This window comes from Actinoplanes sp. KI2, assembly GCF_025630775.1.
Classification (GTDB): Bacteria; Actinomycetota; Actinomycetes; order Mycobacteriales; family Micromonosporaceae; genus Actinoplanes.
This window is the reverse complement of the sequence record NZ_JAOSZE010000043.1, coordinates 1-26,949: the sequence shown is the minus strand read 5'-3', so window position 1 is coordinate 26,949 and position 26,949 is coordinate 1. Positions and strand designations below refer to the sequence as shown.

Here is a 26,949-nt window from a genome sequence, read left to right as displayed (position 1 = left end):
CCCGGGTACAGTGCGGGCATGGCAGACCTGAGGCAGGAGATCCTGACCGAGCTCGGCGTCCGGCCGGAGATCGACCCCGGCGCGGAGATCGGCCGGCGCGTCGACTTCCTCAAGGAGTACCTGCTCTCCACCGCGGCCGCGGGCTTCGTGCTCGGGATCAGCGGCGGCCAGGACAGCACGCTCGCCGGCCGGCTCTGCCAGCTCGCCGTCGAACAGCTGCGCGCGGAGGGTCGCGCCGCGACTTTCGTCGCCGTCCGGCTGCCGTACGGGGTGCAGGCCGACGAGCACGACGCGCAGATCGCCCTGGAGTTCATCCGTCCCGACCGGTCGATCGCGGTGAACGTCAAGCCCAGCGCCGACGCCGTCGCGGCCGAGGCGGCGCTGGGCCTGCGCGAGCTGCTCGGCGAGGAACCGCGCCTGCGCGACTTCGTTCGCGGCAACATCAAGGCCCGCGAGCGCATGGTCATCCAGTACGCGATCGCGGGCCAGCTGAACATGCTGGTCGCCGGCACCGACCACGCCGCCGAGGCGGTCACCGGCTTCTTCACCAAGTACGGCGACGGCGGCGTCGACGTCACCCCGCTGACCGGGCTCACCAAGCGCCAGGGTGCCGCCCTGCTGCGCGAGCTGGGCGCGCCGCCGAGCGTCTGGGAGAAGGTGCCGACCGCCGACCTCGAGGACGACCGCCCGGCCCTGCCCGACGAGGTGGCGCTGGGCCTGACCTACCGCGAGCTCGACGACTACCTCGAGGGCGCCGACGTCACGCCCGAGGTGACCGCCCGGGTGGAGGCGCTGTTCCGCGCGACCCGCCACAAGCGGGCCCAGCCGGTGACGCCGCTCGACGGCTGGTGGCGTTGACGGACCGGTCCCGATCCAAAGCGATCAGCCGGCGCTGCCGGAGCCGGTCCTGCGGACCAGCAGGTAACCGTACGGCGGCTCGCCCTCCTCGGGCGGCGTGCTGCCCTGGAAGATCGGAGCGAAGCCGGCTTCGGCGAAGCGGTCCAGCATCTCCTGAGGCGAGAGCCAGTACCGATCGAAGTCGACACCGAGATCGGTGCTTCGGCCGTTACGGCGCAACGTGCCGTCGCCGTGCTTGAAGGCGGTCACCAGGTAGCCGCCGGGCTGCACGACTCGGCCGAGTTCGGCGAACGCGACCGCCCTCGCGTCCGGCGCCAGGAAGATCAACGAGAACCAGCACACCACCCCGGCCAGCGACCCGTCCGCGAACGGCAGCTCCCGCAGGTCGGCGACCTCGTAAGCGAATCCGGGGTGCTCCCGCCGGGCGACCTCGACCATCCCGGGCGACAGGTCCACTCCGCGCGGCGCCAGACCCCGGCCGGCCAGGTACGGAAGCAGTCGTCCGGTGCCGCAGCCGACGTCGGCGACCTCGGTGCCCACGGCCAGCGTCAGCTCGGCGAACAGGTCGAGCATCGCCCGTTCGACCGGCATGCTCTCGAGCACACCGACCAGGTTCTTCGCGTACCAGTCCGAAAGCACGTCGTGCGCGTCTCGCAGTTCCTGGGTGCTGGCATCCACGCCGTAGATCCTTCCACTCGCGACGCTTCCGCGGGCGGGCGGCCGGCACACGGGGGTAGCGGGTAGCATGCCGCGGTGCCCAGCCGAATGTTCGTGACGCTCAATGCCCGGCTGCAACCGCTGGACCGCGGCGAGCGCTACCACTATGGCCCGTCCGGGGAGCGCACCCGCGAGCTGATCGCCGACGTGCTGGCCCGGTTCCCGCTCGCCCAGCGGTGCCGGGTGGTGTCGCTCGACCTGACCCCGCCGTCCCGTGGCTGAGCCGTCGGTCGCGCTGCGGCCGGTCACCGAGGACGATCTGCCGCTGCTCCGGCGGTTCCTGACCGAGCCCGGCCTGATCGGGTTGGACTGGGCCGGTTTCCGCGACGCCGGGAAGATCTCCCGCCGTTTCGCCACCGACGGGTTTCTGGACGCCGACGACACGTGGCTGATGGTGTCGGTGGACGACGACGGAACCGCCGCCGGGTTCGTCAGCTACCGGAAGGGCCAGTTCGGGGCGGCCGGGCCGCACTACGAGATCGGGATCGCGCTGCTGCCGGAGTGGCGCGGCCGCGGCATCGGCTGGCGGGCGCAGGCGATGCTCTGCGACTACCTCTTCGCGCACACCCCGGTGCAGCGCATCCAGGCCGGCACCCACCCGGAGAACCTCGCCGAGCAGCGCTCGCTCGTGAAGGCCGGCTTCACACTGGAGGGCGTGATCCGGGCCTGCGAGTTCCGGGCCGGCCGGTGGCGGGACGGCTACCTGTACAGCCGGCTCCGCGACGACCCGTCCCCGGGCTGATCAGGACGGCAGCGGCAACTCCCGCAACGGCGCCTTCCGGACCTTGTTCGACCCGGTGCGCGGCAGCGCTTCCATGACATCCAGATATTTCGGGATTTTGTACCGAGCAAGCCGCGAAGCAAGGAAGTCGGACAAGTCAGATATGTCGAGGGAGGCGGACGGCGCCAGCACCACGAACGCCCGCCCGACCTCACCCCACTTCGCGTCGGGCACCCCCACCACCGCGGCCTCCAGGACCGAAGGATGCTCGAAGATGGCCGCCTCCACCTCGGCCGGATACACATTTTCCCCGCCGGAGACGAACATGTCCTTCAAACGGTCGACGATGAAGTAGTGGCCCGACGCGTCGACCACCGCGAGGTCGCCGGTCCGCAGCCAGCCGTCGGGGGTGAACGCCTGCGCCGTCGCCCGCGGATCGCGCCAATATCCCGGCGACACGTTGGGCCCCCGGACCTGCACCTCCCCCGGCTCTCCGGCCGCCACCGGCGACAGGTCCGGCCCCGCACACCGCACGTCGGCGAACATCACCGGCACCCCGGCCGACCCCACGTGCGCCGCGCTCTCCGGCGCCTCCAGGAAGGTCGCCCCCGGCGCCGTCTCGGTCATTCCGTAGCCCTGGCAGAACGTCAGGCCGCGCTGCTGATACGTGCGGATCAACGCGCTCGGCACCGCCGCACCGCCGACCATCATGTTGCGTACCGAGGAAAGGTCGGCCGCGGCGAACCGCGGCGACTGGGCCAGCCCGGCGAACATCGTGGTCACCCCGAACATCCAGGTCACCCGATGCCGTTCGATCAGGTCGAAGCACTCGCCGACGTCCCAGGCCGGCATGATCACCGAGCACCCGCCCTTGAGGAACGTCGGCAGCAGGCACTGGTTGAGCGCCGCCACGTGGAACAGCGGCGCGCTGGTCAGGGTCACCGTGTCGCCGGTGACGTCCACACAGACCAGCACGTTGTAGCTGTTCCAGATCACGTTGCCGTGGGTGAGCACCGCGCCCTTCGGCCGCCCGGTGGTCCCGGAGGTGTAGAGGATGCAGGCCGGGTCGTCGAGGGTGACGGCCACGTCGTCCGCCGCCGGCTCACCGTCCAGGACCATTTCCTCGTACGCCGAGAGCGGCACCCGGACCACCTCGGCGCTCGACGCCGCCACCGTCGAAGCGCACTCCGGCCCGTAGACGAGCAGCTTCGCGCCGCTGTCCGCCAGCTGGTAGTCGATCTCGGACGCGGTCAGCCGGAAGTTCAGCGGCACGAACACCCCGCCGATCGTGTACGTGGCGAACATCGTCTCCACGAACGCCGGATGGTTCGGGCCGAGGTACGCGACCCGGTCCCCCGGCCCGACCCCGGCCACCCGCAGGCGGCCGGCGAGCCGGGCGACCCGGTCGTGCAGCTGCGCGTACGTGGTCGGCCGGTCGCCGAAGACCAGCGCCACCCGGTCCGGCGAGATCAGCGCTCGCCGTGCGGGCCAGGCCCCCAAGCCTGCGTTGCGCATGGCTAGACGTATTGCCGGTAGACCGTGCGGGCCACGCAGGCCGGCTTGGCCACGCCGTCGATCTCGACGGTGAAGTCGAACGTGCTCTGCGTGCCGCCGGGAACGTCCTCGACCGAGACCACCGTGGCGTGCAGCCGGATCTTCGAGCCGACCGGCACCGGGTGCGGGAAGCGCACCTTCTCCAGGCCGTAGTTCACGCCCATCTTCACCCCGTCCACCCTCAACAGCTCGCCGAAGAGCGGGATGACCAGCGACAGCGTCAGGTAACCGTGGGCGATCGGCGCGCCGAACGGCCCGGCCTTCGCCTTCTCGACGTCGACGTGGATCCACTGGTGGTCGCCGGTCGCGTCGGCGAACGTGTTCACCCGCTCCTGGGTGATCTCCAGCCACTCGCTGTGGCCGAGGTCCTGCCCGGCCAGGCCCTTGAGCTCGTCGATGCCGTTCACGGTGATCATGCGGGGGTCTCCTTCGTGAGGTTCAAGAGCCGGGCGGCGTTGTCCTTGAGGATCCGGGGCCGGACCTCGGGCTTGATGTCCAGCTGGTCGAAGTCGGCGAGCCAGCGGTCGGGGGTGAGCACCGGATAGTCGGAGCCGAACAGCACCTTGTCCCGCAGCAGCGTGTTGGCGTACCGGACGAGCTGGGGCGGGAAGTACTTGGGCGACCATCCAGAGAGGTCGATATATACGTACGGTTTGTGGGTCGCGACCGCAAGGGCCTCGTCCTGCCAGGGGAACGACGGGTGGGCCAGGATGATCCGCAGCTCCGGGAAGTCCACGGCCACGTCGTCGACCAGGATCGGGTTGGAGTAGCGCAGCCGGATCCCGCCACCGCCGGGCACACCCGCCCCGATCCCGGTCTGCCCGGTGTGGAACAGCGCCGGCACGCCCAGCTCCTCGATCGCCGCGTAGAGCGGGTACGCCATCCGGTCGTCCGGCGAGAACCCTTGCAGGCTCGGGTGGAACTTGAAGCCGCGGACGCCGTGCTCGCGCACCAGCCGCCGGGCCTCGCGCACGCCGGCGGCGCCCCGGTGCGGGTCGACGCTGGCGAACGGGATCAGCACGTCGGGGTGGGCCGCGCAGCTCTCGGCGACCTCCTCGTTCGCGATCCGGGCCTGCCCGGTCAGGTGCTCGGCGTCGACCGTGAAGACCACCGCGGCCATCCGGCGTTCCCGGTAGTAGGCGGCCATCTCGTCGATGCTCGGCTGCCGGTGGCCCTGCGCCTTGAAGTACGCACCGGAAGCCGCCAGCAGTTGCGGGCTGAGCGACGTGTGGCCGTCCTTGCTCACCTCGGCATGCGTGTGGACGTCGATGGCGACGAGCGAGTCCAGATCCATCTCAGGCCGCCGGTGGTTTCGGGGCGGGAATCCCGTACGACTCGAGGTCTTCGAAGGTCGACGACCAGCCGGCGGCGATGTCGGAAGCGCTCCACCCGCCGTCGCTGAAGGCGACGGTCCTCTCCTGGGGATGCGCCCAGAGCGCCAGCCGGTCGCCGCCGACGCCGATCGCCTGGCCGGTGATGCCCGCCGAGGCGTCGCTGGCGAGAAAGACGATCAGGCCGGTCACGTCCTCGACGGTGCCCAGACCCTCGTCGCGGCGCACCCAGGCGGGCAACGGCTCGCCGGTGCGCTCGGACTCGTCGATCAGCGGCGCGAACGCCGGGATGGTCCGGGTCATCGCGGTGGCGGCGACCGGCACCACGGCGTTCACCGTGATCTCGTTGCGGGCCAGCTCCATCGCCCAGGTGCGGGCCATCGCGGCGATGCCGGCCTTGGCCGCGGCGTAGTTGGTCTGCCCGAAGTTGCCCCGCTGGCCGGCCGGCGAACTGATCAGCAGGATCCGCCCGCCCTCGCCCTGCTCACGCATCCGGACGGCGGCGGCCCGGGCGCAGGTGAAGGTGCCGCGCAGGTGCACCCGCACGACCTCGTCGAAGTCGTCGTCGCTCATCTTCCAGAGCACCCGGTCGCGCAGGATGCCGGCGTTGGTGACCAGGACGTCGAGCCGGCCGAAGGCGTCGACCGCGGCCTGCACCAGGCGCTCGGCGCTCTCGGTGTCGCCGACCGCGGCGGTCACGCCGGCCACGTCGCCCTTGATCTCGGCGACGGCGGCGTCGACCGTGGCCTGATCGACGTCGTTGACCACCACCTTCGCGCCGGCGGCGGCCAGAGCTTTGGCGTACGCGAGTCCCAGGCCCCGACCGCTGCCGGTGACGATCGCGACCTTCCCGTTGAGAGTGATGTCCACGCCCTCGAAGTTAGGCGTGTCCTTCACGGCCGTCAAGAATGTGCCTAACATTGGGACATGCAACCGCAGGACCTGATGCTCATGCTGTTCGGCACGTACGCGCTCGACCAGGGCGTCTGCCTCGGCGCCGGCGGGATCATCGAGGCGCTCGGGCGGGCCGGCGTCTCCACCCACGCCACCCGCTCGACGCTCAGCCGGATGGTCGGGCGCGAGCTGCTGCACCGGCGGCCGGTCGGCCGGAGGATGTACTTCGGTCTCACCGAGCGTTCGGCGGCGATCCTGCGCGACGGGCGCGCCCGGATCTGGCAGGACGGCGCGGTCAACGACCGCTGGGACGGTACGTGGACACTGCTGAGCTTCTCCCTGCCCGAGTCGATGCAGCGGGAGCGGCACGATCTGCGCTCCCGTCTGGCGTGGTCGGGCTTCGGGCCGGTGCAGGGCGGCCTGTGGATCGCGCCCGGCCGGGTCGACGCGGCCGGCATCGTCGCCTCGCTCGGGCTGGCGGCACACGCCCGAGTCTTCCACGCCACCACCGACAGCGACATCTCGTCATTGATCAGCGACACCTATGACCTACCCGAGCTGTCCGGTCGGTACGCGGGGTTCCTGTCGCGATGGGACGGCTCGGCCGCCGGCGACGATCCCCTCGCCATCCGGCTGCGGCTGACCGCGGAATGGCTCGACGCGATCCGGCGCGACCCCAGGCTGCCGGTCGAGCATCTGCCGGCCGACTGGCCCGCCGCCCGGGCGCAGAAGGTCTTCCGCGACCTGGCCGAGGCGTACCGGGAACCGGCACTGACGGTCGCCGATGGCTTGCTGGACCGGCTTCCGCTATCGTCGTCGGGCTGATCTGTCCGATCTCGTGGAGGGCGACGCCGGTGCGCGAGCAGGCCTTCCACCGGTTCTTCGAGCAGCACCACGCCTCGCTCGCCGGGCTCGCGTTCCTGCTCAGCGGCGATCCGGCGGTCGCCGACGACCTCGCGGCGGACGCCCTGACCGAGGTGTGGAAGCACTGGGACCGGGTCTCGGCGGCCGGCGATCCCGCCGCGTACGCCCGGGGAATCGTCGCCAATCTCACCCGCAACTGGATCCGCCGCCAGGGTCGCGCCCGGCGCGGCCTGGCGCTGCTCGGCCTGCGCGGGGAGCGCGCCGCCGCCCCCGACGTGCCAGCCGTGCTCGACGTGCGCACCGCGCTCAAGCGCCTGCCCTACCGGCGGCGTGCCTGCGTCGTCCTGCGGTACGCGTTCGACCTGCCCGAACGCGAGGTCGCCGACATCCTCGGCATCTCGGTCGGCGCCGTGAAGAGTCAGACCTCGCGCGGCGCGAAACAGCTCGCCGAGCTGCTCGCGGACCTGGAGTTCGACCCGGAGGTGGCCCGATGAACGACGACTTCCTCCGCGATCAGCTGCGATCGGCGCTGGACGAGCACACGCCGGACCGCACCGCGATGCTCAACCGGATCGCCGCCAACCACGCAGAGCCGACCGGCCCTCGGGGGAGGTTCCTCCGGCTGGCCGGCTCGGCCCTGGCCGTGCTCACGGTGCTCGGGCTCGGCGGCGTCGCGAAGTGGGCGATCGCCGGCCAGTCCCCGGCCACGCCCGCCGCCCCGCCCGCGGTCACCACCCCCGCCCCGGCGCCGTCGTCGTCGCTCGGCGAGGTCGCCACCGCCACCGCGTCCCCGAGCCACGGTGCGACCGGCCGGACGCGCCCGGCCGCGCCCACCACGACCACGCCGGCCCCGCCGCCGGCGAGCCCGGTGCGCGGCCACCCCGGCGACACCCAGGTGACCAAGGGCACCCTCCGGTCGGACGGCTCGCTGGTCGCCACCGGCCGCAGCCGGGTCACGCTCCAGGCCGGCGCCGACCTGACCGAGCTCGACCTGACCATCCGGGTGACCACGACGCCGGGACTGACCCCCGGCGGCTTCGAGTCCTCGGTGGACACCGTCACGGCGACGGTCGAGAAGCAGCCGGACGCGCTGCTCTACCACTTCGTGCTGCGCCCGGGATCGACGCTGACCGCCGGCACGTACGAGCTCACCGCGCGGTACGGCGGCGGCGCGCGGGACGCCGCCGACGACACCTACGAGGCGTACGCCTTCTCGGTCGATCGCAAACGCATCCACGTCTACGGCAACTTCGCCGCGACGAGGTAGCTCAGATCGTCGGCTCGACTCTGATCACCACCGCGGTGGCGTTGTCGGCGCCGCCCGCCTCGATGGTGTCGGTCAGCAGGTGGTGCACGACCTCGGCCGGGTCCGGAGTCGTGCCGAGCAACTGGTTCAACCGCTCGTAGGAGAGCTGGTCGGTCACCCCGTCGGTGCAGAGCAGGTAGACGTCGCCGGGCTGCAGGCTCACGTTCAGCACGTCCGGCTCGGGACTGTCCGGGTGACCCACGTACCGGGTGAGGCGGTACCGGGCCGTCTGCCCCTCCGGCGAGTCCGGCGTGAACCATCCGTTCAGCAGGCCGAGCCAGGCGATCGTGTGATCGGTGGTGAGCAGTTCGAGCAGGCCGCCCCGCAGGCGGTACGCCCGGGAGTCGCCGATCTGCACGATCCAGGCGGCCGCATGGGCGTCGGCCACGAACGCGGTCATCGTGCAGCCGGTCAGCTCGTCGAGGGTGCGGGCGGCCCGGCGGACCTCCTGCTGGGCCTGGTCGACCGCGACCCGCAGCGCGGCCGCGACGCACCCCTTCGGCACGTCCCGCACGAAGACGTCGACGGTCGTCCGGCCGGCGGCGGCGCTGCCGGCGCCCTCACCCATGCCGTCGGCCACCACCGCCAAGGCCCGCCCGGGGTCGAGGTGCACGACGTCGTAGTTGTCGTCGTACCGGTTGCCGACCACCGACCCGGCGGCCGCGGTCAGCCGCCGGTTCGCCTCGTTCCAGGCGACCTTCTCAATCTCCACCCACCCTTTCTAGTGCATCGGCGGGAGCGTCAGGTGCGTGCGGTCAGCCTCGTCTGCGCGGCGGCGACCAACTCGTCGGGCCGGTCGGCGTGGAAGCGGATCTCGGTGACCGGCTCGCCGCCGGTCTTCTTCTCGGGCAGCGTGATCGGCTCGGAGAGAACGAGGTCGACCGTGGTGCCGCCGGCCACGCCGAAGGAGAGCACGCCGTTCTCGAACTGGGTCTGGCCGCCGGGCGGCAGGGAACGGCCCCGCGACCGAACGGCCCGGACGTTCTCCCACGGCACGGTCAGGTCGGTCGACATCGACTTGCGGATCCGGATGCCCGGCTCGCCGACCAGGTGCGGGTAGACGCGCAGGGTGGCCAGCAGCCCGATCATCCAGAGCAGACCGTAGACGCCGACGATCCACGCGATGATGCGCACCACCGTCCACGGCAGCAGCAGGTGGAGCACCGGGATCTCGATCGCCGACACCACGATGAAGGCCATGAGCAGCGTGGTACCGGCGCCGGAGTAGGAGAACGGCACGCTCCCCGGCGGCACCGGCTCCGGCCGGCGGAACACCCACCGGTACAGCGCGATCCACAGCATCATCTCGTACCGCATCAGCGATCTCATCAGTACGGGCTCCTCAATCCCAGGCCGTGCAACGTGGCGAGTACGTCGTCGAGCCCGGCGACGAGCCCGTCCAGCCGCTCGGCGGGCATCCGCCCGAACAGCTGCCGGCCGAACTCGCGCTGGTCGGCCTCCAGCTTCTCGATCGCCGCGGTCCCCTTCGCGGTGCAGGTGACCAGAAACGCCCGGCGATCCTCGGGATGCGCTTCCCGGGTGACGAACCCGGTAGCGACCAGCCCGTCGACCAGCCCGGTAACCGTCCGCGGCGCGATGTGCATCGCCTCCGCGAGGGCCTTCTGCGGCGCCGGCCCGAGCCGCCGCAACATCCAGAGCAGCGACGTGCGCGACGGCGTCAGCCCCATCTTTCGCAGCTCACGCTCCATGTCGTCGTTGAGCAGCACCGTCAGCAACAGCAGCCGATCGAGCGCGGCCGCGAAGGCAGTATCGTGAGCGTCCATCACAGTGAGCGTAGCTCACTATCACCACGCAAGACAACCCGGCAGCCGCGCGAGGAGGGTGACCAGCGACGGAGCCGGGCTCGTCAAAACGGGACTTGTCGAAAACCCCGTATTATATGTTTTAGGATTTTTGGGGGTTTTGAACTGCACCGTTAGCAGGAAATGCACCGCCCCCCGCTCCTCGTGGGAAGAGAGCGGGGGGCGGCGGTTATGGGGGCGGGTTACGAGAGCGGCGGGTACGCGTTCGCCATCAGCTGCTGGAACTGAGCGGAGAACCAGGCACCCGAGATCGGAGCGTTGGGAAGCGCGCCGGTCAGGTTGTTGCCGTTACGGGCGTTGCCCTTGTAGGTCGGGTCGCACATCTGGTCGAAGCCCTTGCCCTCGTTGTTGGGGATGAGGGAGCTCGACCCGTCCGACTCGCCCGGGGGCTTGACCCAGACGTAGGCGTCGATGCCGGCGGCCGGGGCCGCCTTCGGGCGCTCGCCGAGGCCGGCGCCGGACTGGTTGCACCAGTTGCCGGCGTGGATCCGGCGGTCGATGCGCGACTCGTTCACGAAGGTGTCCACGTTGGTCGACGTGCTCGCCTTGGTCGGGCGGGACGAGCCGCCCCAGCCGTTGCGGGACGTGTCGATCAGCATGCCGATGTTCGAGTTGAAGCCCTCCGAGATCAGCTTGGTGCGGAACGCCTGGGCGAACGAGAGCTCGTCGACGTACTGGTTCCAGTCGACCCACTTGCTCTGCCGGACGCTGGTGCCGTTCACCGAAGTGTTGATGGTGAAGTACGGCTCCTGCAGGGCGGAGTAGTTGGCGGTGTTGGTGATGAAGCCGGTGACGTTGTTGACGCTCCCGGACAGGACCGCGGTCTGGTACATGATGTCGGCGACGGGACCGAAGTTGGAGTCCCAGCCGATCCAGCCGTGGTGGGCCGCGTCGACGTAGTTGTAGACGTTGCCGATCGCGCCGAACTTGTTCAGGGCGTACGCGATGCCCTGCTGGTATCCGCCGTTGGCCTTCATCGTGTCGCACATCGCGGTCGCGCCGGCCTGGCCACCGGTGTTGGTGACGATGTTGGGAAGCGAGTCGATCTCGACGATGTTGATGATCCGCAGGTTCTTGTACTTGGCGTTGCCCTCGATCGCGGCGATCGGGTCGATGTACTCCGACTTGTAGCGCGGCAGGTCGTTCGGGCCGAGCTCACCGTTGGAGGCGAGCGCCGAGCAGTCCCGGCCGGGCAGGTCGTAGATCACGAACTGGATGTAGCCGGCGCCCTGGGCGAGCGCGGCGTCCAGGTGGGCCGCCACGCCCATCGACCCGTTGGAGCTCGAGTCGGTGGTGCCGTTGATCGCGGCGATCCGGTCCAGCCAGACCGCGGTCGGGTTGTTGGAGACCCGGCTGCCGCCGGTCTCGGCGTCGGCCTTGGCCTTCCACTCCGGGTTCACGTAGCCCTTGACCCCGGCGTACGGGTTGTCGGCCTTGGTGCCCGGCGGCGTGGAGGTCGGCGGCGTCGTCGGCGGGGTGGTCGGTGGGGTGGTCGGCGGCGTCGTCGGCGGGGTGGTCGGACCCGTCGTCGGCGGCGTGGTCGGCACCGTGCCCGTGCAGGCCGTACCGTTCAGCTTGAACGTCGCCGGGGCGGTGTTCGTGCCCGAGTAGCTGGCGTTGAAGCCGAAGTTGGCGGTCCCGTTGGTGGCGATCGTGGTCGACCAGGAGGGGTTGGCCGCGGTCACGTTCGCACCCGACTGGGTGATGGTCGCGCTCCAGCCCTGGGTGACCTGCTGGTTGCCCGGGAACGTCCAGGTGACGTTCCAGCCGCCGGAGATCGGATCGCCCAGGTTGGTGACGGTGACGTTGGCGGTGAACCCGACGTTCCACTGGTTCACCGAGTAGTCGACCCGACAGCCGGCGGCGGCACTCGCGCTGGTCGCGGCAAAGATGCCAAGACCGGCGACGAGTGTGGTCGCGGCTGCCGCGGTCAGTCCGCGGATGAGGACAGGTCTCATGTGGTGGCTCCTCGAGACATGCTGCGTATGGCGCACCCTCGCGCCGGGGGGATCAGCCGGAGGCGTATCGAGGGGCATCGCTCCCGGCTGTTCGGACAGCATCGCATGGGAGCGCTCCCACCGCAATCACTGAGATACCCCCGAGAAACATTTGTTTAACCGCCCCACATTGATCTTGCGTCAGTGCCGTATAAGGGACGCATGCGGAGCTTTGAGTTGACCGAGGCGCTGTCCGAGGTCCCCGGCATCGACGTCTCGATCCGCCGGGGTGCTCTGCACATCCACGTGCCGGCCCTGGGCGACACCGCGTCCCTCGACCCCGACGACGTGGTGGAGACCGCCGACGTCTGGGTGCCCTCCCAGCAGCCGGCCGTCCAGCTCGACATCCGCCGCAACCGCGAGATCCTCCCCCTCATCGTCACCCCCGACGACCTGGTCTTCACCCCGTCCTACGCGGACGACGTCATCGCCGAGGACACCGAGCTGATCGTCCCCGCGATGCCGTCGCTGATCGCCTACTCCGAGATGCACCGCGACGTCCGAGCCCTGGGCAAGGCCATCGACTCCGACGACGACCTGGACCCGCTGATGCTGGCCGCCACCCTGGTCGCCCACCGCTGCTTCCTGCGCGGCGCGATCCGGGTCGGCCTGTGGCCGGTCCGGGTGGCCGCCTGGTGGGCGTACACGAACTCGCGCACCCGCGAGACCATCCCGCTGCAGCGAGACCCGGTCTGGGACCAGCTGCTGGCCGACGTGGCCGAGGCAAGGGCACAAACCACCGACAACGTACGAGGTTGACATGTTCGTGATCAGGGAGCGCTTCTTCTCGCTCGGCGACGACTTCGACGTGCTGGACGAACACGGCGCCAAGGTCCTGCACGTGGACGGCAAGGTCTTCACCGTCCGCGACAAACTGGTCATCGAAGACCTGAACGGCGACGAGGTGGCCTCCGTCCACCGCCAGCTGATCGCCCTACGCCAGACCTACGAGATCCGCATCGGCGGCGAGAAGGCGGCCGAACTCCGCAAGAAGCTCTTCACCCCGTTCCGCGACAAGTTCACCATCGACGTCCCCGGCCCCCACGACCTGGAGATGAAGGGCGACCTGACCGACCACGAATACGTGATCGAACAAGACGGCCAAGAGGTAGCAGCGGTCTCAAAACGCTGGCTGACCATGCGCGACACCTACGCCGTCCGGGTCTCCCCCGGCACGGACCCCCTGCTGATCATCGCCAGCGTCCTGGCCATGGACCTGGCCCTGGACCGAGCCAACCAGATAGGCGACCCCAACGACTGACCGGTTGGTGGGTGATCTCCTTGCGACGGCAGCCGAACGCCATCTGAAGGTGGGAGGTGGCGCAACCGGGGTTTGGTTGCGCCACCTCCCACCTTCAGATTCCCTATGGCAGCCGCCGCAAGGAGATCACCCACTCCCCACCGCAAGAAACACGCCAGGGAGATCTCCGCAGCGATGGCCGGGGTCTGGGGCAGCGCCCCAGGGTTGATCGAGCCGAACGAGCGAGGGGCGCCCACCACCGGACCGCCCCTCGCCACAACCACTACTGACCTGACGAATACAGCTGACTGATCTCGTCCGCGCTGAGCGCCCGGTCATACAGATGCACCTGATCAACCGTCCCATCCAGGAAGTCGACCTTGTTACCCCCATACTTCCCGCGCCCGATCACCGTGTTCCCGCTCGGCGCCGCCTGCGGCATACACGCACTGGCCGTCCCCGCCAACTGCCCGTCCACATAGAGACGCAGCTCCCCCTTCACCGTGTCCCGGACACCGACCAGGTGATACCAACGCCCGACCTCCGGCTTCACCGGCGCCAGCGCGCGCACCCCCGCGAAGCTCATCGCGAACCGCTGATCGGCCCCCGAGTACTGCAGATAGAAGTCGCTGTTCGTGGCGCCGTCCTGGCTGACCACCGTCTGGAACGCGCCGTCGGCCTTGTCGAGCTTGACCCACGCCGCCGCCGAATAGTCCGACCCCGTGTCCAGCACCGGCTTGCCGGCGTCCAGATAACCACCGTTGAGGTGTACGCCCTGACCCGTGTGCCCGTCGGCGAAGGGCGCGTCGCCGACCGCGGTCAACGACCCATAGTCCCCGTCGAGCGGCCAGAACGCGATCCCGGTCAACCCCGGCGTCCCCGCCGGCGGCTGCGGCACATTGGCCCCGCTGCCGTCCGCCGTCCTGATGATCTTCTGGTTGATGGCCCGGACCTGCTTGAGATCCATCTTCGCGAGCTGCCGGTCGTAGGTGAAGAAGCCGTTGAGCTCCGCCTCCACGTCCGTGATCTGGGTGTAGATCGCCGCGCTGATCCCGCAGTACCGGGCCGAGGTGATCACGCCCTCCTGGTTGGCGACGTACTTGGACGTCAGGGTGGCCGAGTCGGGCTCCATCTCGTACGCCTGACCGTCGCCGAACCACATGTGGTTGGACGTCTTGAGGCCGAACCCGCCGTGCTCGCCGTCGATGGCGACCCGGTTGCCGGACGGCGCCGGTGACGCCGGGCCGAGGTACTGGTGGAAGTCGATCACGTCGCCGGCGCCGGAGTCGCCGTGCGAGTTGCAGCAGTTGACGCCGCTGTGGGCGTTGACGAGCCGGGACGGATCCTGCTCCTTGACGGCGGAGGCGATCCGGCCGGTGTCGTCCCGGCTCCATTCGCCCCAGCCCTCGTTGAACGGGATCCAGGCGACGATGGAGGTCCAGGACTGGTGTTCGCGGACCATCTCGTGCAGCTCGGACTCGAACTGCGCCCGCCAGTCGGCCGGGATCGGGCCGGTGTTGGCGGCCGGCATGTCCTGCCAGACGAGCAGGCCGAGCCGGTCGGCCCAGTAGTACCAGCGGTCGGGTTCGACCTTGATGTGCTTGCGGACGGCGTTGAAGCCCATCGCCTTGTCCTGCTGCAGGTCCCACTTGAGGGCGTCGTCGGTGGGCGCGGTGTACAGGCCGTCCGGCCAGAAGCCCTGGTCGAGGTTGGCCATGTTGAACAGGATCTTGCCGTTCAGCGTGATCCGTCGCTTGCCGTCGGCGCCGAGCGCGGTGCCGATCTCGCGCATCCCGAAGTACGAGCCGACCGCGTCGACCGTTTTGTTCCCGTTGAGTAGCTCGACCGACAAGTCGTACAAATTTGGATTGTCCGGCGACCACAGCCGGGCGCGCGGCATCGGCAGGGTCAACTCGGTGTCGGCCGCGCCGGTGATCGATCCGCCGCCACGGGCGACCGCACGCACGCGAAGCCCCGTACCGCCGGAGGTGTTGACTTTGATCTTGAGAACGCCATCCGTGACCGAGGGCGTCAGCGACAGCGAGGAGATGCTCGCCGCCGGCACCGGCTCCATCCAGACCGTCCGCCAGATGCCGGAGCTGCCCTGGTAGAAGATGCCGTGGTCGCTGCTGCGGCGCTGCTTGCCGATCGGCTGCCCGGTCGCGTCGGTCAGGTCCTCGGCCCAGACGATCAGCTCCTGCGGCCCGCTCGCGGTCAGCGCGTCGGTGACGTCGACGTCGAAGCCGTCGTACCCGCCGCGGTGGGTGGTGACCTGGGTGCCGTTGACGAACACCTTGGCGTCGTAGTCGACCGCACCGAAGTGCAGCTGCAGGCGGTTGCCGCTGCCCACCTTCCACCCGGCCGGCACGGTGAAGGCGCGGCGGTACCACATCCGGTCCTCGTGCCGCTGGATGCCGGAGAGTGCGCTTTCGATCGGGTACGGGACGAGCACGCGCTCGCCGAGGGTCTTGCCGGTCGGCACCGCCTCGCCGACCGCGGCCTTGCCGAACTCCCAGACGCCGTTGAGGTTCTGCCAGCGGGCCCGGGTCAGCTGCGGGCGAGGGTACTCGGGCAGGGCGTTGTCCGGCCCCACCTTACTTGTCCACGGCGTGGCCAGCGGCGGGATACCGGCGTGCCAGCCGTCGGCGGCCTGGATCACCGGCGCGGGCTGCGGGGTGACGGCCGCCTGCAAGGAGTCGAAGGCCGAGGCGGATGCGGACGAGGCGACGCTGAGGAGGAGGACGGTTGCGGACCCGGCGGCGAGCAGCCAGCGGCCCCGAACATGTGTTTTCACGCGCGAAATTCCCTTCGGAGCGGAAGAGTGCGCTCGTGTTTCGCCATGAGCCAACACAGTCCAACAATATTTCTCAGGTTACGTCAAGGTTTCATCCCGATCTATGTACACGAGGGCACGATGTAACTGAGCGCAACCGAACGGCCACGAAGCGATGGTGGGTGGTTCCCTTAATCTCACGTCGTGCCTGCCGACTCATAGTGCCGTGAGCGTGAGCAGCGAAATGCGACCGGGGGGCGCCGTCCTGGATTCGCCGGACAATCCGAGCGATCCACAGGACGCGCTGCTGGCCGACCTGGTCGGGTTCATGACCAAGGACACCCCGTCGGTACAACACGTGCTCGATCTCGCGGCGCCCTATCTCCAGGCCGCCTCCGGGATGACCGCCGCCACCGTCTTCGAGCTCGACTCGGAGACCGGCCTGCTCAACCCGGTCGCCCGCCTCGGTGAGCCGGGCAGCCGCGACATGATCACGGCGGGCAAGGTGTTCCGGATGGCCGCCGGCGCGAAGCCGCTGGTCGACGGCGAGAAGATGGCGGTGCGCCTGCGCATCGGCGGGCAGACCGTCGGCGTGCTGCTGCTGACCGGCCCGAACCTCGACCTGCTCCGGCTGGACACCCTCTACCCGCTCGCCCTGCACTTCGCGACCACCCTGCAGGGCCTGGCCGCGGAGAAGCAGCGGCAGTTCCTCGCGCACACCTCGACGATCATCCGGCGCCTGTTCGAGCAGGGCATGGAGGCCAACACCGTCGAGGAGGCCTCCCGCATCCTGGTCGCCTCGTTCGCCGAGGCGTTCCGCACCGAATATGCCGTGGTCGGGCTCATCGACCCCGAGGGGCGGATCCGGCACATGCACAGCGTCGGGCTGGAGGACGGCGACGAGCAGCTCGCCCACCTGCTCGGCATGCCGGCCACCGAGGTGCCGGTGTGGAAGGCCACCGCCGACGGCAAGCCCGCCCTGATCGCCGACGCCGCAAGCGCCGCGTCGATGCCCAACGGGCCGGTCAAGCTGATGGGCCTCAAGTCGTACGTGGCGATTCCGATCCGGTCGGCCCACGGCCCCGTCGGCACCATCGTGTGCGGCGAGAGCACGCGCCGGGAATGGACCAGCCGCGACCGCATCCTCGCCGAGCAGCTGTCGGTCGAAGGCGGCCTGATCGTGGACAGCGCCGGCATGCGGCAGGCCGCCCAGGCACACGTGGCGCAGCTGTCCCACCAGGCGTTCCACGACTCGCTGACCGGGCTGCCGAACCGCTCGTACCTGCTCGAGCGGGCCGAACAGGCCGTCGAGCTGGCCGCGGCGACCGGGACCCGTACGGCGCTGATGCTTCTTGATCTGAACGGCTTCAAGGAGGTCAACGACACCGCCGGGCACCACGCCGGCGACGCCCTCCTGCAGCAGGTGTCCAAGCGGCTGCTCGGCGCGGTCCGCGAGGTCGACGTGGTCTCCCGGCTGGGCGGCGACGAGTTCGCCATCCTGCTCACCCGCGACCCGGACGAGGAGGTGGCGGCCGCGGTGGCCGGCCGGATCGTGGAGCGCCTCCGCGAGCCGTTCACCATCGAGGGCAAAGAGGTGCGGATCGGCGGCAGCGTGGGGATCGCGATGTTCCCCGAGGACGCCGACGCCTACGAGGACCTGATGCGCAGCGCCGACACGGCGATGTACGTGGCGAAGCGGGACACCAAGCGCCTCGGCGGCGGCTCCCGGCGCGCCCAGCGCGAACGCGGAACGGCGGCCTGATCAGCCCTCGTCGGGCAGGGTGTCCAGCAGGCCGGCCGCGATCTCGGCGGCCGGTCCGGTCAGCCGGTCGTTGAGGGCCCGGAACAGCTCCTGGGCTCCGGCCGCGGGCCAGTCGGCGGGCAGGTGTTCGGCCGGCAGGCGCGGGTCGCGGCGGATGATCTGCAGCCAATCCGTGATCAACAGCAGCTTGGTGGCCAGGGGGTCGGTCGGACGGACGCCGGCCCAGCGGGTGCGGAAGTCCTCGTAGCGGTCGGCGAGCGCGGCCAGGTCGTACGCCCCGGCGATCATCTCGGCGATGTCGGTGGACGGGTCGGTGCGGCCGCGGAAGACCCGGATGTGCTCGGACAGCAGATCGGAGACGTCCGGGGCGCCCGGTGCGATCCACAACCCGCCCTGTACCGGGCCGAAGCCGGCCCACGCGAGCGCCGCACGCAGGTCGTGCCGCTCCCGCTGGCGCTCGCCGGGCAGCGAGAAGGCGAGCAGCGTCCAGGTGCCGTCCCAGTCCCGGTTGACCGCGCCGGTCTGCCAGAGACGCACCGAGCCGTCGTGCAGGATGCGGGCCGACCGCTCGGTGAGCCCGAAGTACATCCGCCGGCCGCTGCGCTGCCGGCGCAGCAGCCCGCGCCCGGTCATCCGGGTCAGCGTGGAGCGGGTCGCCTCCGCGGAGACACCCGCCCGGCCGAGCACGTCGATGACGCTCCCCGAGTAGACGCAGATGTGCCGGTCGAGCACGTGGTCGCCGAGGAAGGTCAGCATGATCGCCGAGGCCGATACGGGAGGCACGTCCGCACCCTACCCGGGCGATGTTGGCGGCATGTGCCGCGACGTCGGGCAAAATATTGACGAACGTCATATTGACGCCTAACTTTGCCGGATGGCTCGCATCGTGGCGGCGCTGGCCGCCGTTCCGCTCGCTGTCGCACTCGTCGCCGCCCCGGCCCACGCCGACACCGCCGTCGTCACGCACTACACCGGAACGCTCGCCGACGGCGCCACCTGGGTCGCCGACGTCCCCGCGGACTGGCGCGGCACCCTCCTTCTCTACAGCCACGGTTTCGGCACGCTGACCGCGGCCGACGCGCCCTCCGACGCCGACCGGCAGGCCCTGCTCGACCGGGGGTACGCGCTGGCCGGCTCGTCCTACGACCCCGCCGGATCGCTGTGGGCCCTGGCCGGCGCCACCCGCGATCAGTTCGGCGCCCTTGCGGCCGTGACCGATCTGATCGGGCCACCGCGGACCACGATCGCCCTCGGCACCTCGATGGGTGGGCTGATCAGCACCCAGGAGGCCGAACGGTCCCACGGCCGGCTCGACGCCGCGGTCTCCACCTGCGGCCTGCTCGGCGGCGGCATCGATCTGAACAACTACCAGCTCGACGGCGAGTACGCGATCGCCCGCCTGCTCGCCCCGGCGCAGTCCATTGCGCTCGAGGGCTACGCGTCGCCGGCCGACGGTGCTGCCGTGGCCGCACAGCTCGCGTCGCTCGCCACCGCCGCTCAGTCGACCGCGGCCGGGCGGGCCCGGGTCGCGCTCGGCACCGCGCTGCTGAACATGCCCACCTGGTCGGCGTCGCAGGCCACGCCGCCGACCGGGGCCGCCGGGATCGCGCAGGCCCAGTACGAGTGGCTGGTCGCGACGCTGCCGTTCATCGTGCCGTCCCGGTACTTCATCGAGCTCAGCGCCGGCGGCAACGCGTCCTGGAACACCGGCGTGGACTACGGCTCGCTGCTCGCCCGGTCGCCGTACCGGTCGACGGTGACCGCCCTCTACCGGGCGGCCGGCCTCGACCTGCGCGCCGACCTGGCCGACCTGACCCGGCATGCCTCGGTGCGCGCCGATCGGCCGGCGCTCGTCTCGCTCGCCCGCACCTCGACGCTGACCGGCCGCTTGCAGGTGCCCACGCTGACCGTGCACACGCTGTACGACCAGCTGGCGCCGGTCGAGTACGAGAACCGGTACGCCCAGCAGGTGTCCGGCCCGCTGCTGCGGCAGGCGTTCGTGGCCCGGCGCGGACACTGCGCGTTCACCGCCTCGGAGCTCGTGGCCGCCGTGCAGGCCGCCGAGCACCGGGCGGTGACCGGTCGCTGGGATCACACGGCCACCACCCGCGGCCTACAGAAGGCGGCGCTGGCGACCGGGTTGGGTGACGCGCCGGCCTTTGTGGACTTCCGTCCCGGGCCGCTGGTCAGTCACCGGTGAGCAGGGCCCGGGTGATCGCGCGGCCGAAGTGACTGTGCTCGACCGGGCTGGTCAGTCACCGGTGAGCAGGGCCCGGATCCGGGTGATCGCGCGGCCGAAGTAGCGGTGCTCGACCGGGCGGGTCAGGAAGTCCGCCAGCGAGTACAGGTCGAGAGCACGGCTCAGCTGCCGCCAGTCCGGGGGCAGCTCACCGCCGTGGTCGCGGAAGCCGGTCAGGAACGCGTCCTCGAAGCCGGGCGGCCGCGGGAAGCGGAGCATGTTGCCGACGTCGTAGAGCGGGGAGCTGCTGAACGCGTACTCCCAATCGAGCGCCGCAACCACCCGCCAGCCGGCACCGTCCCGCGCAGCCAGCAGGTTCTTGGGGTTGAAGTCGGCGTGCACGAGCCGGCTGCTGCCGGCCAGGGCGGTCAGCGGCGGGGTGGCCTGTTCGGCGTAGCGGCGCAGCTGTCGCTGCTCGGCGTCGGTGAGATGGCCGGCGGCGTTGCCCTCGCGCAGGCAGCGATCCACCCAGGCGTCGAGACCGGCGGTCGGCTCGGCGCCGGCCGGCCCGGGCTCGAGGCGCGCGTCGGCGAAGAACCCGGGCGCCGCGAACGTCACCGAGCCGATCGCGGCCAGCGTGGCGCCCACCTCCCGGCCCAGTTCGGCGGCCGTCTCGCCGGTGAGGACCTCGCCGAGCTGCCGGCCGTGGACGAACGCCGAGAGCAGGACGGGCTCCCCGGCCGTCTTGCCGGTGTCGTCGGCGGCCACGACACCGGGAATCGGGACGACGCCGGTCAGCCGCCGGGCCAGTGCGGCCTCGACGGCGCAGGCGTTGGCGCCCCGATACCGGCGGAGCACGAACTGTCCGCCGTCGTCCATGGTGATCGCGGTGTTCTGGTTGCTGTACCCGCCGGTGAGGTCCCGTTCGGCGACGACCCGCCGCCCCGGGAGGGCCTGTTCGATCCAGCTCCGTAACGTCTGATCCATCCGGCCATGATCCCGCAGACCTACCGGAACGCACCTATGTACATGTCGTGGTCCGAGTACCCGGTGTCGGACCGTCCCACCCCGACCGGCGTCAGGTATCCCTTGCTGCCGAACAGATAGTCGATCTTCCGGGCCGGTTCGATGAAGGTGGGCATCGGATTCTCGCGGTCGACGTTGGCCTCGTGGAACGCCGCGTAGAAGGCATCCATCGCGGGGTCCTCCGGCGAGATGTTCAGATCGCCGCCGAACACCAGGGGCCGGTTGGCCGCGAGCGGCACCAGCCAGCGCCGGATCGCGTCCAGTTGCGCCGGCAGGCTACCCCCGCGGGAGGTGTGCGTGGTCGCCGCCAGGATCCACCGCCCCGGCAGCCGCACCCGGGCGGCGAGCACCACCCGCTCCTCCGCATCGCCCTCCGGGTTGGGCAACCGATGGAAGAGCCACCCGGTGACCGTGCCGCGGGTGAGCAGGGCGATCCCGAACGCCCGGCCGTGCTTGCGGTCGTCGTCGTCGCAGTGGCCGCCGCGGGTCGCGGCCGCGAACTCGGCCGTGTAGCCGTAGCGCGCGAGCAGGCCCTGGATGCCGAGGAACTGCGAGTAGCAGAGCTCCTGCAGCATGACCATCGAGGCGCCGGCCTTGCGGATCCGGTACGCGACGTTGCTCGAGGTGGCGGAGACCTCCCCGTGCCGGCACACGTTCCCGCACACGTTGAAGGTCACCACCCGGACCGCCGCCGGCGTGGCCGAGGCCGCCACCGGCACGCCGGCCGGTACGGACAGCACGGCCATCAGGGCGGCGAGCGCGAGGCGAATTCGCATGCCCCCCTCGTTCGGCGGAAGGCGCGCCCCGGGCAGAAGAAGGTGGGTCGCAGGTCGGTTGTTACTGGCCGGCCGCGGTCAGCTCGACAGGACCAGCGCCACGGTGAGGCCGATGATCGTGCCGGTCACCGCGAGGCCGAAGCCGAAGCGGCGGGTCTCCGGCAGCCACAGGCTCCCGCCGGCGACCAGCACGAACAGCGGCACCCACCCCCAGTACGACGCGAGCGCCGGAACCGCCCTGGACGGCCCGATCCGCGCCACGCACGGCCCCAGACAGCCGACCCCGGCCCCCGCGATCAGGCCCGCGGTCAGTCCCCGGTCCAGCAGCGGCGCCGGGAACGGCGGTGACGCCACGCTCAGCACCGGCTCGTCGATCCCGTAGCGGGCCAGCGAGATCACGTACCCGGCCGGGTCGGTGGCCTCGAACTGCCGCCCGTCCGGCGTGGCGACGTCGGTGACCAGGCTGCCGGCCTCCCGCCACAGTTCGCCGACCACCTCGAACACCTCGTCGTCGGCCTCGGGCAGCCGGCCGCCGCGGGTCACCCGCCGGCCGGCCGTCGTCTGCGGTACCCGGAGGAACTGCGCCGGGACCGGTTCGAGGCGCAGGCCGGGGTACGCCTGCACGGTCGCGTCGAGGCGGTCCTGCACGCCGCGGATCGCCGAGGACCGAGTCAACTGTGCCATCAGCGCAGGATCGCGCAGTCAAGCGGACAATACGGACAAAACGGCAGAAGTTCAGCTTGCCCCGTCCGCCAGCTGCGTCACCCGGTCGCGCAGCCCGCCGGCCCCCTCGGGCCGGCCGCCGATCGCGGCGAGGTCCTCGCGCAGCCCGTCCAGCCAGGTCCGCAGGTCGGCGATGACGTACAGGTCCTGGCCGAGGTCGGTGGGCCAGACCAGGCCGGCCGGCGCCGGCGCGGCGGCGGGCACCGTCGCGTGCGCGGCCAGCACCGCCGAAGCGTCCTCGTAGCGTGCGGCGACGTCCGCGGCCAGCGCGGTCAGCGGCTCGACGCACGGGAGCAGGCCACCGGCCGGGCACGAGCGGACGAGCGCCTCCGCCCCGCGGACCGCATGGTGCCCGGCCAGCAGGGTCGCCTGCCAGTCCACCGACGCCGGCGAGTGCCGTTCGCTCTGGTACAGGGCGAACGACGCGTCCGCGAGCTGCCCGCTCAGCCGGGCCGTGGGCAGCGCCACGCCCGGTTGCCGCCCGTCGGCCATCACCGCGACCGTCTCACGCACGACCTCGGCGGCCGTGGACAGGAACGTGCTCGCCGCCCGGTGCAGCTCACCGCCGCCCCCGCGCGGCCACGCGAACAGCCCGATCAGCACCCCGATCGCGGCGCCCAGCAGCACGTCCAGCACGCGCGCCTCGGCGAGCCGCCAGTCGACCGGCGTGACCTGCGCGAACACGAACGTGATGACCAGCGTGAACAGGGCCTGCGACCAGCCGAGGCCGAGCAGCGGGCCGGCCGCGAAACCGACCAGCATGACGATCGGCAGCGCGATCGCGAACACGGTCGGGTCGATGCCGCCGATCAGCAGCAGCGCCGCGACCAGCGAGCCGGCCACCGTGCCGACCAGGGCCGGGCGCAACGCCGAGCGCGTCTCGGCGGCCGAGGTGCGCAGCACGGTCAGGATGGTCAGCAGCACCCAGAAGCCGTGCGACAGATCCAGCTCGCCGGCCAGCAGCCGGGCCACCGCCAGGGCGGCGGCCAGGCGGAGAGCGCCCTGGAACGCGACCGAGCGCGGCGTGAGATTCTCGCGCAGGCGGTGCCAATAGAGAGCCGGAGCCTTCCGGTACGCGTACCAGAACGGTCCCGGCCGCGCGGACGGCAGCGTCGGATCCGGATGGCCCGGCTTCTCGCCGGCGGCGATCCGGATCGCGAAGACGAGCGATTTGGTCCACTCCCCCAGCGCGAGGGCGAGTGCGCCCAACCGCAATCGCTCCGGCGGGACGCCGTTCGGGTCGGTGTTCATCCGGGCGATCCGGAACTCGCCGAGCGCCTGGACGACCCGTCCGGTGTCGGGCAGCGGCCCCTCGCCGCGCAGCCAGGCCGCGGCCGCGGCGGTGCAGCCGGCGGTCTGGCGCACCAGATGGGTCGCGGCCGGCCGGGTGATCGAGCCGCGCTCCTCGGTGAAGTACAGGTCGACGGCCCGGCCGAGCAGCAGCCGCGCGGTGCCGGCCGCCGAGCTGAGCGCCCGGTCGCGCCGGCCGGCCGAGGCCGGGCGTTGCAGCGGCGGCAGCCGGGACGGGCGCAGCGCCTCGGCGGCGTCGGTGGCCTCGGGAAGCAGCGCGGCCAGCCGGTCCCGCCCGGTCGCGTCGCCGCCCCAGGTGTCCGCGACCGCCTGGAGGCAACCGGCCAGCGCGCCGAGCGCGTCGGCCAGCCGCACCCGGTACGGGGTCGGCGCCGGGTCCGGCCAGAGCGTCACCTCGGCCACCGCGAGCAGGCCGATCGCGATCGTCACGCCGGTCAGCCGGGCCGGCAGCGAGCCCGGGTCGTAGGGCGGGAAGCAGGGCAGGATGTACAGCAGCTGCATGCCCGCGGCCAGCCCGGCGAGCCGCGGGCCGCCCACGCCGACATAGCTGACCGTGAAGCCGAGCAGGAACATGCCGGCCGTCGCCGCGACGGTGCTGACCGACAGCAGCGTGCCGAGCGAGACGAGCACCCAGGCGACCGGCAGTACCAGCAGCAGCGTGCGGGCGCGCTGCCACGGGGTGCCGGGGATCTGCGAGAGGGCACCGAGCGCGACCGCGCCGAACAGCGCGTACGGGGCCATCGCGGGCGCGTCGAGCACATACCGGCAGAGGTAGAAGCCGAGGCAGGCGACCAGCGTGACCCGGGCGGACCGGCGGACCGCCATCAGCTGTGGGTCGTGCCGCCGCAACCAGCTCACTCACCGGATCTTCTCACCGCGGTGGCCGCGAGAACAGCGGTGCCGGCGCCGGCGACCAGGAACGTGCCGGCCAGCACCGCCCAGCCCGGTCCACCGTGCTCGATCGCGGTGCTGGTCACCATGGCCGGGGCGAGCATCGCGCCGACCGCCGGGCCGGTCTGGCTGACGCCCTGGTAGGCGCCGGCGTTGCGCGGGTCGGCCAGCTCGAACGCCAGCTCCCAGCCGCCCGCCTCGGCCAGGACCTCGCCGGTGCTGTGCGCGAGCACGCCCAGCACGAGCAGGACGGTGGCCACGGCGACCGGTCCGTCCGCGGCGGCCGCGTACAGCAGGCAGGCGACCGTGAGCGCTCCCGCGGCGGCGAACACCACCCGGCCGGCCGTGCGGACGTCGGTGGCCAGCCGCGCGGCCCGCACCTGGAACAGCGCCACGAACGCCGTGTTGATCACCAGTAGCGCCGCGACGGTGGCCGCCGGGGCCCGGGTGTGGCCGGTCACCCACAGCGGGACGCCCACCGTGAGCAGTCCGAACTGGATGGTGAGCAGGCCGTTCAGCGCCGCGATGCCGATGTACCGGTAGTCGCGCAGCGGCGTCCGATGCCGGTCCTCGTGGGCCCGCGGCGGCTCGGGCAGCCGGCGCAGCGGGATCGTCGCGGACAGCACGAGCACCGCGGCCACCGCCATCGTGGCGGCGTAGGCGGCGGCGGTGTCGACCGTGAGCGCTCCCGCGGCGGCCAGCGACCCGATGCCGATGAAGACGTTCGTGACCACCCGCAGCCGGGCGCGCACCTCGACCCGGTCGCCGCCGGTGAACTGCCGCGCGAGCAGGGTCGTGCGGGCCGTCCGCTGGGCGGCTTCCGAGCCCACCGCGACACCGGCGATCAGAACGAAGACCCAGGCGCTGCGCGCGATCGTGTACGCGCCGAGCGCCGCACCCTGGGCGACGGTCGTGGCCAGCAGCACCCGCCGCGCGCCCAGCCGGTCGGCGAGGTACCCCGAGCCGAACGCGCCGGCCAGGCCCACCCCGCCGGCGATGGTCAGTCCGAGCCCGACGGTGGGCGCGGACAGCCCGATCACCCGGGTGAAGAAGAGCGCGCTGACCCCGAACAGCAGCCCCTTGGCCAAGGACGAGGTCGCGGTGCCCCAGGTCAGGGCCTGCTCGATCGGGCTGCGGCCGGGCCGCGTCATCACCAAGGTCACGCGCTAGTTGTCGCAGCCTATGTTCATCAGGGCTAACGATGTAGCGTTCTGCTTCATGGTTGTTCGGTACGTGCTGGTCGGCCAGGATCTTGCCGGCGTCCGGTTCGCGATCTCGCCGCTCAACGAGTTGTCGTTGTCGCTGCGGGCCTGGCGCGACCCGGGGCGCTATCCGCTGTACCTGCCATGGCTGCACGAGTTGACCCGGGCGCGCTCCCATCTGGACACCGAGACCCTGGATCAGATGGTCAACGGGGACCTGTGGACCCCCGACTTCCTCAACCCCCTGCCGACCTCGCCGGTGGCCCGGCTCGAGGACGAGTTCGCGGTCGTCGCCGCCACCCCGCCGTCGGTGGTCGAGCGCGACCTGCGGAGCCTGCACGGCCCGGGCTATCGGCCGCCCCCGCTGTCGCGCATCCTGTCCGCGCTCGAGGGCTACTGGGAGCGGTGTTTCGCTCCGCACTGGCCGCGGATGCGGGCGCTGCTCGAGGCGGATGTGACCTACCGCGGGCGGGAGATCGCCCAGCGCGGGCTGGCCGCCATGTTCGCCGGTCTTGCCGGGCGGGTCAGCCTGGTCGGCGACGTGGTCGAGGTGCGGCTGCGAACGACGGAGGTCACCTGGACCCGGCCAACCGCGGGCGAGCTCACCCTGACGCCCAGCGTCTGGTCGCGGAACGCCTCGACACCCATCTCCCCCGAGGAGCCGCCGCTGATCATTTACGCCGCTCGCGGGGTGGGCACGCTCTGGGAACCGCAGCCGCTGCCGTCGCCGGGAGCGCTCGCGGCGCTGCTCGGCACCGTGCGCGCCGGCCTGCTGGTGCAGCTGGGCACACCGGCGTCGTCGACCGAGCTGGCCGCCCGGCTCGGGGTCACCACGACCGCGGTCAACCAGCACCTGCGGGCGCTGCGGGCCGGCGGGCTGCTGGTCAGCGCCCGGCACGGCCGCTCGGTGCTCTACCGCAGATCGGAGGTGGCCGATCGGCTGCTGGCGTCGGCGGTTTAGCATTCCGTGCGTGGTTGGTTGCCGTCCGTCGCGTACGGGG

General features: G+C 71.4%; 27 protein-coding genes. 11 read left to right on the top strand and 16 right to left on the bottom strand.

Annotated features, from left to right (window positions below):
- The first annotated feature begins 18 nt into the window (after positions 1–18).
- Positions 19–858, top strand: coding sequence for an ammonia-dependent NAD(+) synthetase (gene nadE, locus ODJ79_RS36070; protein WP_263028150.1), 840 nt, complete (start codon positions 19–21; stop codon positions 856–858).
- Between the two features lie 24 nt (positions 859–882).
- Here the strand turns inward: nadE and ODJ79_RS36065 are convergent, their stop codons facing one another.
- Complete coding sequence (locus tag ODJ79_RS36065; protein WP_263028149.1) at positions 883–1,536, bottom strand: class I SAM-dependent DNA methyltransferase; 654 nt, start codon at positions 1,534–1,536, stop codon at positions 883–885.
- 75 nt (positions 1,537–1,611) lie between these two features.
- On the opposite strand from ODJ79_RS36065, the gene ODJ79_RS36060 reads away from it, so the two are divergent.
- Together ODJ79_RS36060 and ODJ79_RS36055 are read left to right on the top strand one after the other, a co-directional pair.
- Positions 1,612–1,797: a hypothetical protein gene (locus ODJ79_RS36060; protein ID WP_263028148.1), complete on the top strand. Its 186-nt coding sequence runs from the start codon at positions 1,612–1,614 to the stop codon at positions 1,795–1,797.
- Positions 1,790–2,317: a GNAT family N-acetyltransferase gene (locus ODJ79_RS36055; RefSeq protein ID WP_263028147.1), complete on the top strand. Its 528-nt coding sequence runs from the start codon at positions 1,790–1,792 to the stop codon at positions 2,315–2,317. Before ODJ79_RS36060 ends, ODJ79_RS36055 begins: the two co-directional genes overlap by 8 nt.
- Here ODJ79_RS36055 and ODJ79_RS36050 read toward each other — a convergent pair whose 3' ends face one another.
- The 4 genes from ODJ79_RS36050 to ODJ79_RS36035 are packed head-to-tail and all read right to left on the bottom strand — an operon-like array spanning position 2,318 to position 6,078.
- Positions 2,318–3,811 carry an acyl-CoA synthetase gene (locus ODJ79_RS36050; protein ID WP_263028146.1) on the bottom strand — a complete coding sequence of 498 codons (1,494 nt, stop codon included), beginning with the start codon at positions 3,809–3,811 and terminating at the stop codon, positions 2,318–2,320.
- 2 nt (positions 3,812–3,813) lie between these two features.
- Positions 3,814–4,266 (bottom strand): MaoC family dehydratase, encoded by a 453-nt coding sequence (locus ODJ79_RS36045; RefSeq protein ID WP_263028145.1) that lies wholly within the window; start codon positions 4,264–4,266, stop codon positions 3,814–3,816.
- A complete protein-coding gene (locus ODJ79_RS36040; protein ID WP_263028144.1) occupies positions 4,263–5,144 on the bottom strand; it encodes an amidohydrolase family protein in 882 nt (293 codons plus the stop codon). Before ODJ79_RS36040 ends, ODJ79_RS36045 begins: the two co-directional genes overlap by 4 nt.
- 1 nt (position 5,145) lies before the next feature.
- On the bottom strand, positions 5,146–6,078 hold the full coding sequence (locus tag ODJ79_RS36035) for an SDR family NAD(P)-dependent oxidoreductase (RefSeq protein ID WP_411267406.1): 933 nt from the start codon (positions 6,076–6,078) through the stop codon (positions 5,146–5,148).
- Positions 6,079–6,108: 30 nt separating this feature from the next.
- Between ODJ79_RS36035 and ODJ79_RS36030 the strand changes: the two genes are divergently transcribed.
- From ODJ79_RS36030 to ODJ79_RS36020, 3 genes are read left to right on the top strand one after another with little or no spacing between them, the layout of a single operon-like run.
- Positions 6,109–6,900, top strand: coding sequence for a PaaX family transcriptional regulator C-terminal domain-containing protein (locus tag ODJ79_RS36030; RefSeq protein WP_263028143.1), 792 nt, complete (start codon positions 6,109–6,111; stop codon positions 6,898–6,900).
- 29 nt (positions 6,901–6,929) lie between these two features.
- Positions 6,930–7,433: a SigE family RNA polymerase sigma factor gene (locus ODJ79_RS36025; protein ID WP_263028142.1), complete on the top strand. Its 504-nt coding sequence runs from the start codon at positions 6,930–6,932 to the stop codon at positions 7,431–7,433.
- On the top strand, positions 7,430–8,206 hold the full coding sequence (locus tag ODJ79_RS36020; RefSeq protein ID WP_263028141.1) for a hypothetical protein: 777 nt from the start codon (positions 7,430–7,432) through the stop codon (positions 8,204–8,206). The genes ODJ79_RS36025 and ODJ79_RS36020 overlap by 4 nt, the downstream gene beginning before the upstream one ends.
- A 1-nt stretch (position 8,207) precedes the next feature.
- Here the strand turns inward: ODJ79_RS36020 and ODJ79_RS36015 are convergent, their stop codons facing one another.
- The 4 genes from ODJ79_RS36015 to ODJ79_RS36000 form a co-directional block, all read right to left on the bottom strand.
- Positions 8,208–8,957, bottom strand: coding sequence for a PP2C family protein-serine/threonine phosphatase (locus tag ODJ79_RS36015; RefSeq protein ID WP_263028140.1), 750 nt, complete (start codon positions 8,955–8,957; stop codon positions 8,208–8,210).
- 29 nt (positions 8,958–8,986) lie between these two features.
- On the bottom strand, positions 8,987–9,574 hold the full coding sequence (locus ODJ79_RS36010; RefSeq protein WP_263028139.1) for a hypothetical protein: 588 nt from the start codon (positions 9,572–9,574) through the stop codon (positions 8,987–8,989).
- A complete protein-coding gene (locus tag ODJ79_RS36005) occupies positions 9,574–10,029 on the bottom strand; it encodes a MarR family winged helix-turn-helix transcriptional regulator (protein ID WP_263028138.1) in 456 nt (151 codons plus the stop codon). The genes ODJ79_RS36010 and ODJ79_RS36005 overlap by 1 nt, the downstream gene beginning before the upstream one ends.
- Before the next feature lie 221 nt (positions 10,030–10,250).
- A complete protein-coding gene (locus ODJ79_RS36000; protein ID WP_263028137.1) occupies positions 10,251–12,026 on the bottom strand; it encodes a glycoside hydrolase family 6 protein in 1,776 nt (591 codons plus the stop codon).
- 201 nt (positions 12,027–12,227) lie between these two features.
- Between ODJ79_RS36000 and ODJ79_RS35995 the strand changes: the two genes are divergently transcribed.
- Positions 12,228–12,824, top strand: a complete 597-nt coding sequence (locus ODJ79_RS35995) for a hypothetical protein (protein ID WP_263028136.1) — start codon at positions 12,228–12,230, stop codon at positions 12,822–12,824.
- 1 nt (position 12,825) lies between these two features.
- Positions 12,826–13,326, top strand: coding sequence for an LURP-one-related/scramblase family protein (locus ODJ79_RS35990; RefSeq protein WP_263028135.1), 501 nt, complete (start codon positions 12,826–12,828; stop codon positions 13,324–13,326).
- Between the two features lie 262 nt (positions 13,327–13,588).
- Here ODJ79_RS35990 and ODJ79_RS35985 read toward each other — a convergent pair whose 3' ends face one another.
- Positions 13,589–16,099 (bottom strand): LamG-like jellyroll fold domain-containing protein, encoded by a 2,511-nt coding sequence (locus ODJ79_RS35985; RefSeq protein ID WP_263028134.1) that lies wholly within the window; start codon positions 16,097–16,099, stop codon positions 13,589–13,591.
- Between the two features lie 223 nt (positions 16,100–16,322).
- Between ODJ79_RS35985 and ODJ79_RS35980 the strand changes: the two genes are divergently transcribed.
- Positions 16,323–17,840 carry a sensor domain-containing diguanylate cyclase gene (locus tag ODJ79_RS35980; protein ID WP_263028133.1) on the top strand — a complete coding sequence of 506 codons (1,518 nt, stop codon included), beginning with the start codon at positions 16,323–16,325 and terminating at the stop codon, positions 17,838–17,840.
- On the opposite strand, the gene ODJ79_RS35975 is transcribed toward ODJ79_RS35980, so the two are convergent.
- Positions 17,841–18,623, bottom strand: a complete 783-nt coding sequence (locus ODJ79_RS35975; protein ID WP_263028132.1) for a PaaX family transcriptional regulator C-terminal domain-containing protein — start codon at positions 18,621–18,623, stop codon at positions 17,841–17,843.
- Positions 18,624–18,714: 91 nt separating this feature from the next.
- Between ODJ79_RS35975 and ODJ79_RS35970 the strand changes: the two genes are divergently transcribed.
- Positions 18,715–20,040, top strand: coding sequence for a hypothetical protein (locus ODJ79_RS35970; protein WP_263028131.1), 1,326 nt, complete (start codon positions 18,715–18,717; stop codon positions 20,038–20,040).
- Positions 20,041–20,091: 51 nt separating this feature from the next.
- Here ODJ79_RS35970 and ODJ79_RS35965 read toward each other — a convergent pair whose 3' ends face one another.
- The 5 genes from ODJ79_RS35965 to ODJ79_RS35945 all read right to left on the bottom strand — a co-directional run bounded on the left by ODJ79_RS35965 (position 20,092) and on the right by ODJ79_RS35945 (position 25,909).
- Entirely contained in the window at positions 20,092–21,006 is a 915-nt protein-coding gene (locus tag ODJ79_RS35965; RefSeq protein WP_263028130.1) for a phosphotransferase family protein, read from the bottom strand.
- 20 nt (positions 21,007–21,026) lie between these two features.
- Positions 21,027–21,821, bottom strand: a complete 795-nt coding sequence (locus ODJ79_RS35960; RefSeq protein ID WP_263028129.1) for an endonuclease/exonuclease/phosphatase family protein — start codon at positions 21,819–21,821, stop codon at positions 21,027–21,029.
- A gap of 78 nt (positions 21,822–21,899) precedes the next feature.
- On the bottom strand, positions 21,900–22,505 hold the full coding sequence (locus tag ODJ79_RS35955; protein WP_263028128.1) for a hypothetical protein: 606 nt from the start codon (positions 22,503–22,505) through the stop codon (positions 21,900–21,902).
- Between the two features lie 51 nt (positions 22,506–22,556).
- Positions 22,557–24,713 carry an FUSC family protein gene (locus ODJ79_RS35950; protein ID WP_263028127.1) on the bottom strand — a complete coding sequence of 719 codons (2,157 nt, stop codon included), beginning with the start codon at positions 24,711–24,713 and terminating at the stop codon, positions 22,557–22,559.
- The gene (locus tag ODJ79_RS35945; protein WP_263028126.1) at positions 24,710–25,909 is read right to left on the bottom strand and encodes an MFS transporter; all 1,200 of its coding nucleotides are present in this window, start codon (positions 25,907–25,909) and stop codon (positions 24,710–24,712) included. Before ODJ79_RS35945 ends, ODJ79_RS35950 begins: the two co-directional genes overlap by 4 nt.
- A 55-nt stretch (positions 25,910–25,964) precedes the next feature.
- On the opposite strand from ODJ79_RS35945, the gene ODJ79_RS35940 reads away from it, so the two are divergent.
- The gene (locus ODJ79_RS35940) at positions 25,965–26,909 is read left to right on the top strand and encodes an ArsR/SmtB family transcription factor (protein ID WP_263028125.1); all 945 of its coding nucleotides are present in this window, start codon (positions 25,965–25,967) and stop codon (positions 26,907–26,909) included.
- Positions 26,910–26,949 lie beyond the last annotated feature (40 nt).

What these genes read in the sequence shown, in the direction of transcription:
- nadE (WP_263028150.1), top strand. Translation starts at nt 19, where the DNA reads ATGGCAGACCTGAGGCAGGAGATCCTGACCGAGCTCGGCGTCCGGCCG.
- ODJ79_RS36050 (WP_263028146.1), bottom strand. Translation starts at nt 3,811, where the DNA reads ATGCGCAACGCAGGCTTGGGGGCCTGGCCCGCACGGCGAGCGCTGATC.
- ODJ79_RS36045 (WP_263028145.1), bottom strand. Translation starts at nt 4,266, where the DNA reads ATGATCACCGTGAACGGCATCGACGAGCTCAAGGGCCTGGCCGGGCAG.
- ODJ79_RS36040 (WP_263028144.1), bottom strand. Translation starts at nt 5,144, where the DNA reads ATGGATCTGGACTCGCTCGTCGCCATCGACGTCCACACGCATGCCGAG.
- ODJ79_RS36030 (WP_263028143.1), top strand. Translation starts at nt 6,109, where the DNA reads ATGCAACCGCAGGACCTGATGCTCATGCTGTTCGGCACGTACGCGCTC.
- ODJ79_RS36020 (WP_263028141.1), top strand. Translation starts at nt 7,430, where the DNA reads ATGAACGACGACTTCCTCCGCGATCAGCTGCGATCGGCGCTGGACGAG.
- ODJ79_RS36010 (WP_263028139.1), bottom strand. Translation starts at nt 9,574, where the DNA reads ATGAGATCGCTGATGCGGTACGAGATGATGCTGTGGATCGCGCTGTAC.
- ODJ79_RS36005 (WP_263028138.1), bottom strand. Translation starts at nt 10,029, where the DNA reads ATGGACGCTCACGATACTGCCTTCGCGGCCGCGCTCGATCGGCTGCTG.
- ODJ79_RS36000 (WP_263028137.1), bottom strand. Translation starts at nt 12,026, where the DNA reads ATGAGACCTGTCCTCATCCGCGGACTGACCGCGGCAGCCGCGACCACA.
- ODJ79_RS35995 (WP_263028136.1), top strand. Translation starts at nt 12,228, where the DNA reads ATGCGGAGCTTTGAGTTGACCGAGGCGCTGTCCGAGGTCCCCGGCATC.
- ODJ79_RS35990 (WP_263028135.1), top strand. Translation starts at nt 12,826, where the DNA reads ATGTTCGTGATCAGGGAGCGCTTCTTCTCGCTCGGCGACGACTTCGAC.
- ODJ79_RS35980 (WP_263028133.1), top strand. Translation starts at nt 16,323, where the DNA reads ATGCGACCGGGGGGCGCCGTCCTGGATTCGCCGGACAATCCGAGCGAT.
- ODJ79_RS35970 (WP_263028131.1), top strand. Translation starts at nt 18,715, where the DNA reads ATGGCTCGCATCGTGGCGGCGCTGGCCGCCGTTCCGCTCGCTGTCGCA.
- ODJ79_RS35965 (WP_263028130.1), bottom strand. Translation starts at nt 21,006, where the DNA reads ATGGATCAGACGTTACGGAGCTGGATCGAACAGGCCCTCCCGGGGCGG.
- ODJ79_RS35960 (WP_263028129.1), bottom strand. Translation starts at nt 21,821, where the DNA reads ATGCGAATTCGCCTCGCGCTCGCCGCCCTGATGGCCGTGCTGTCCGTA.
- ODJ79_RS35955 (WP_263028128.1), bottom strand. Translation starts at nt 22,505, where the DNA reads ATGGCACAGTTGACTCGGTCCTCGGCGATCCGCGGCGTGCAGGACCGC.
- ODJ79_RS35940 (WP_263028125.1), top strand. Translation starts at nt 25,965, where the DNA reads ATGGTTGTTCGGTACGTGCTGGTCGGCCAGGATCTTGCCGGCGTCCGG.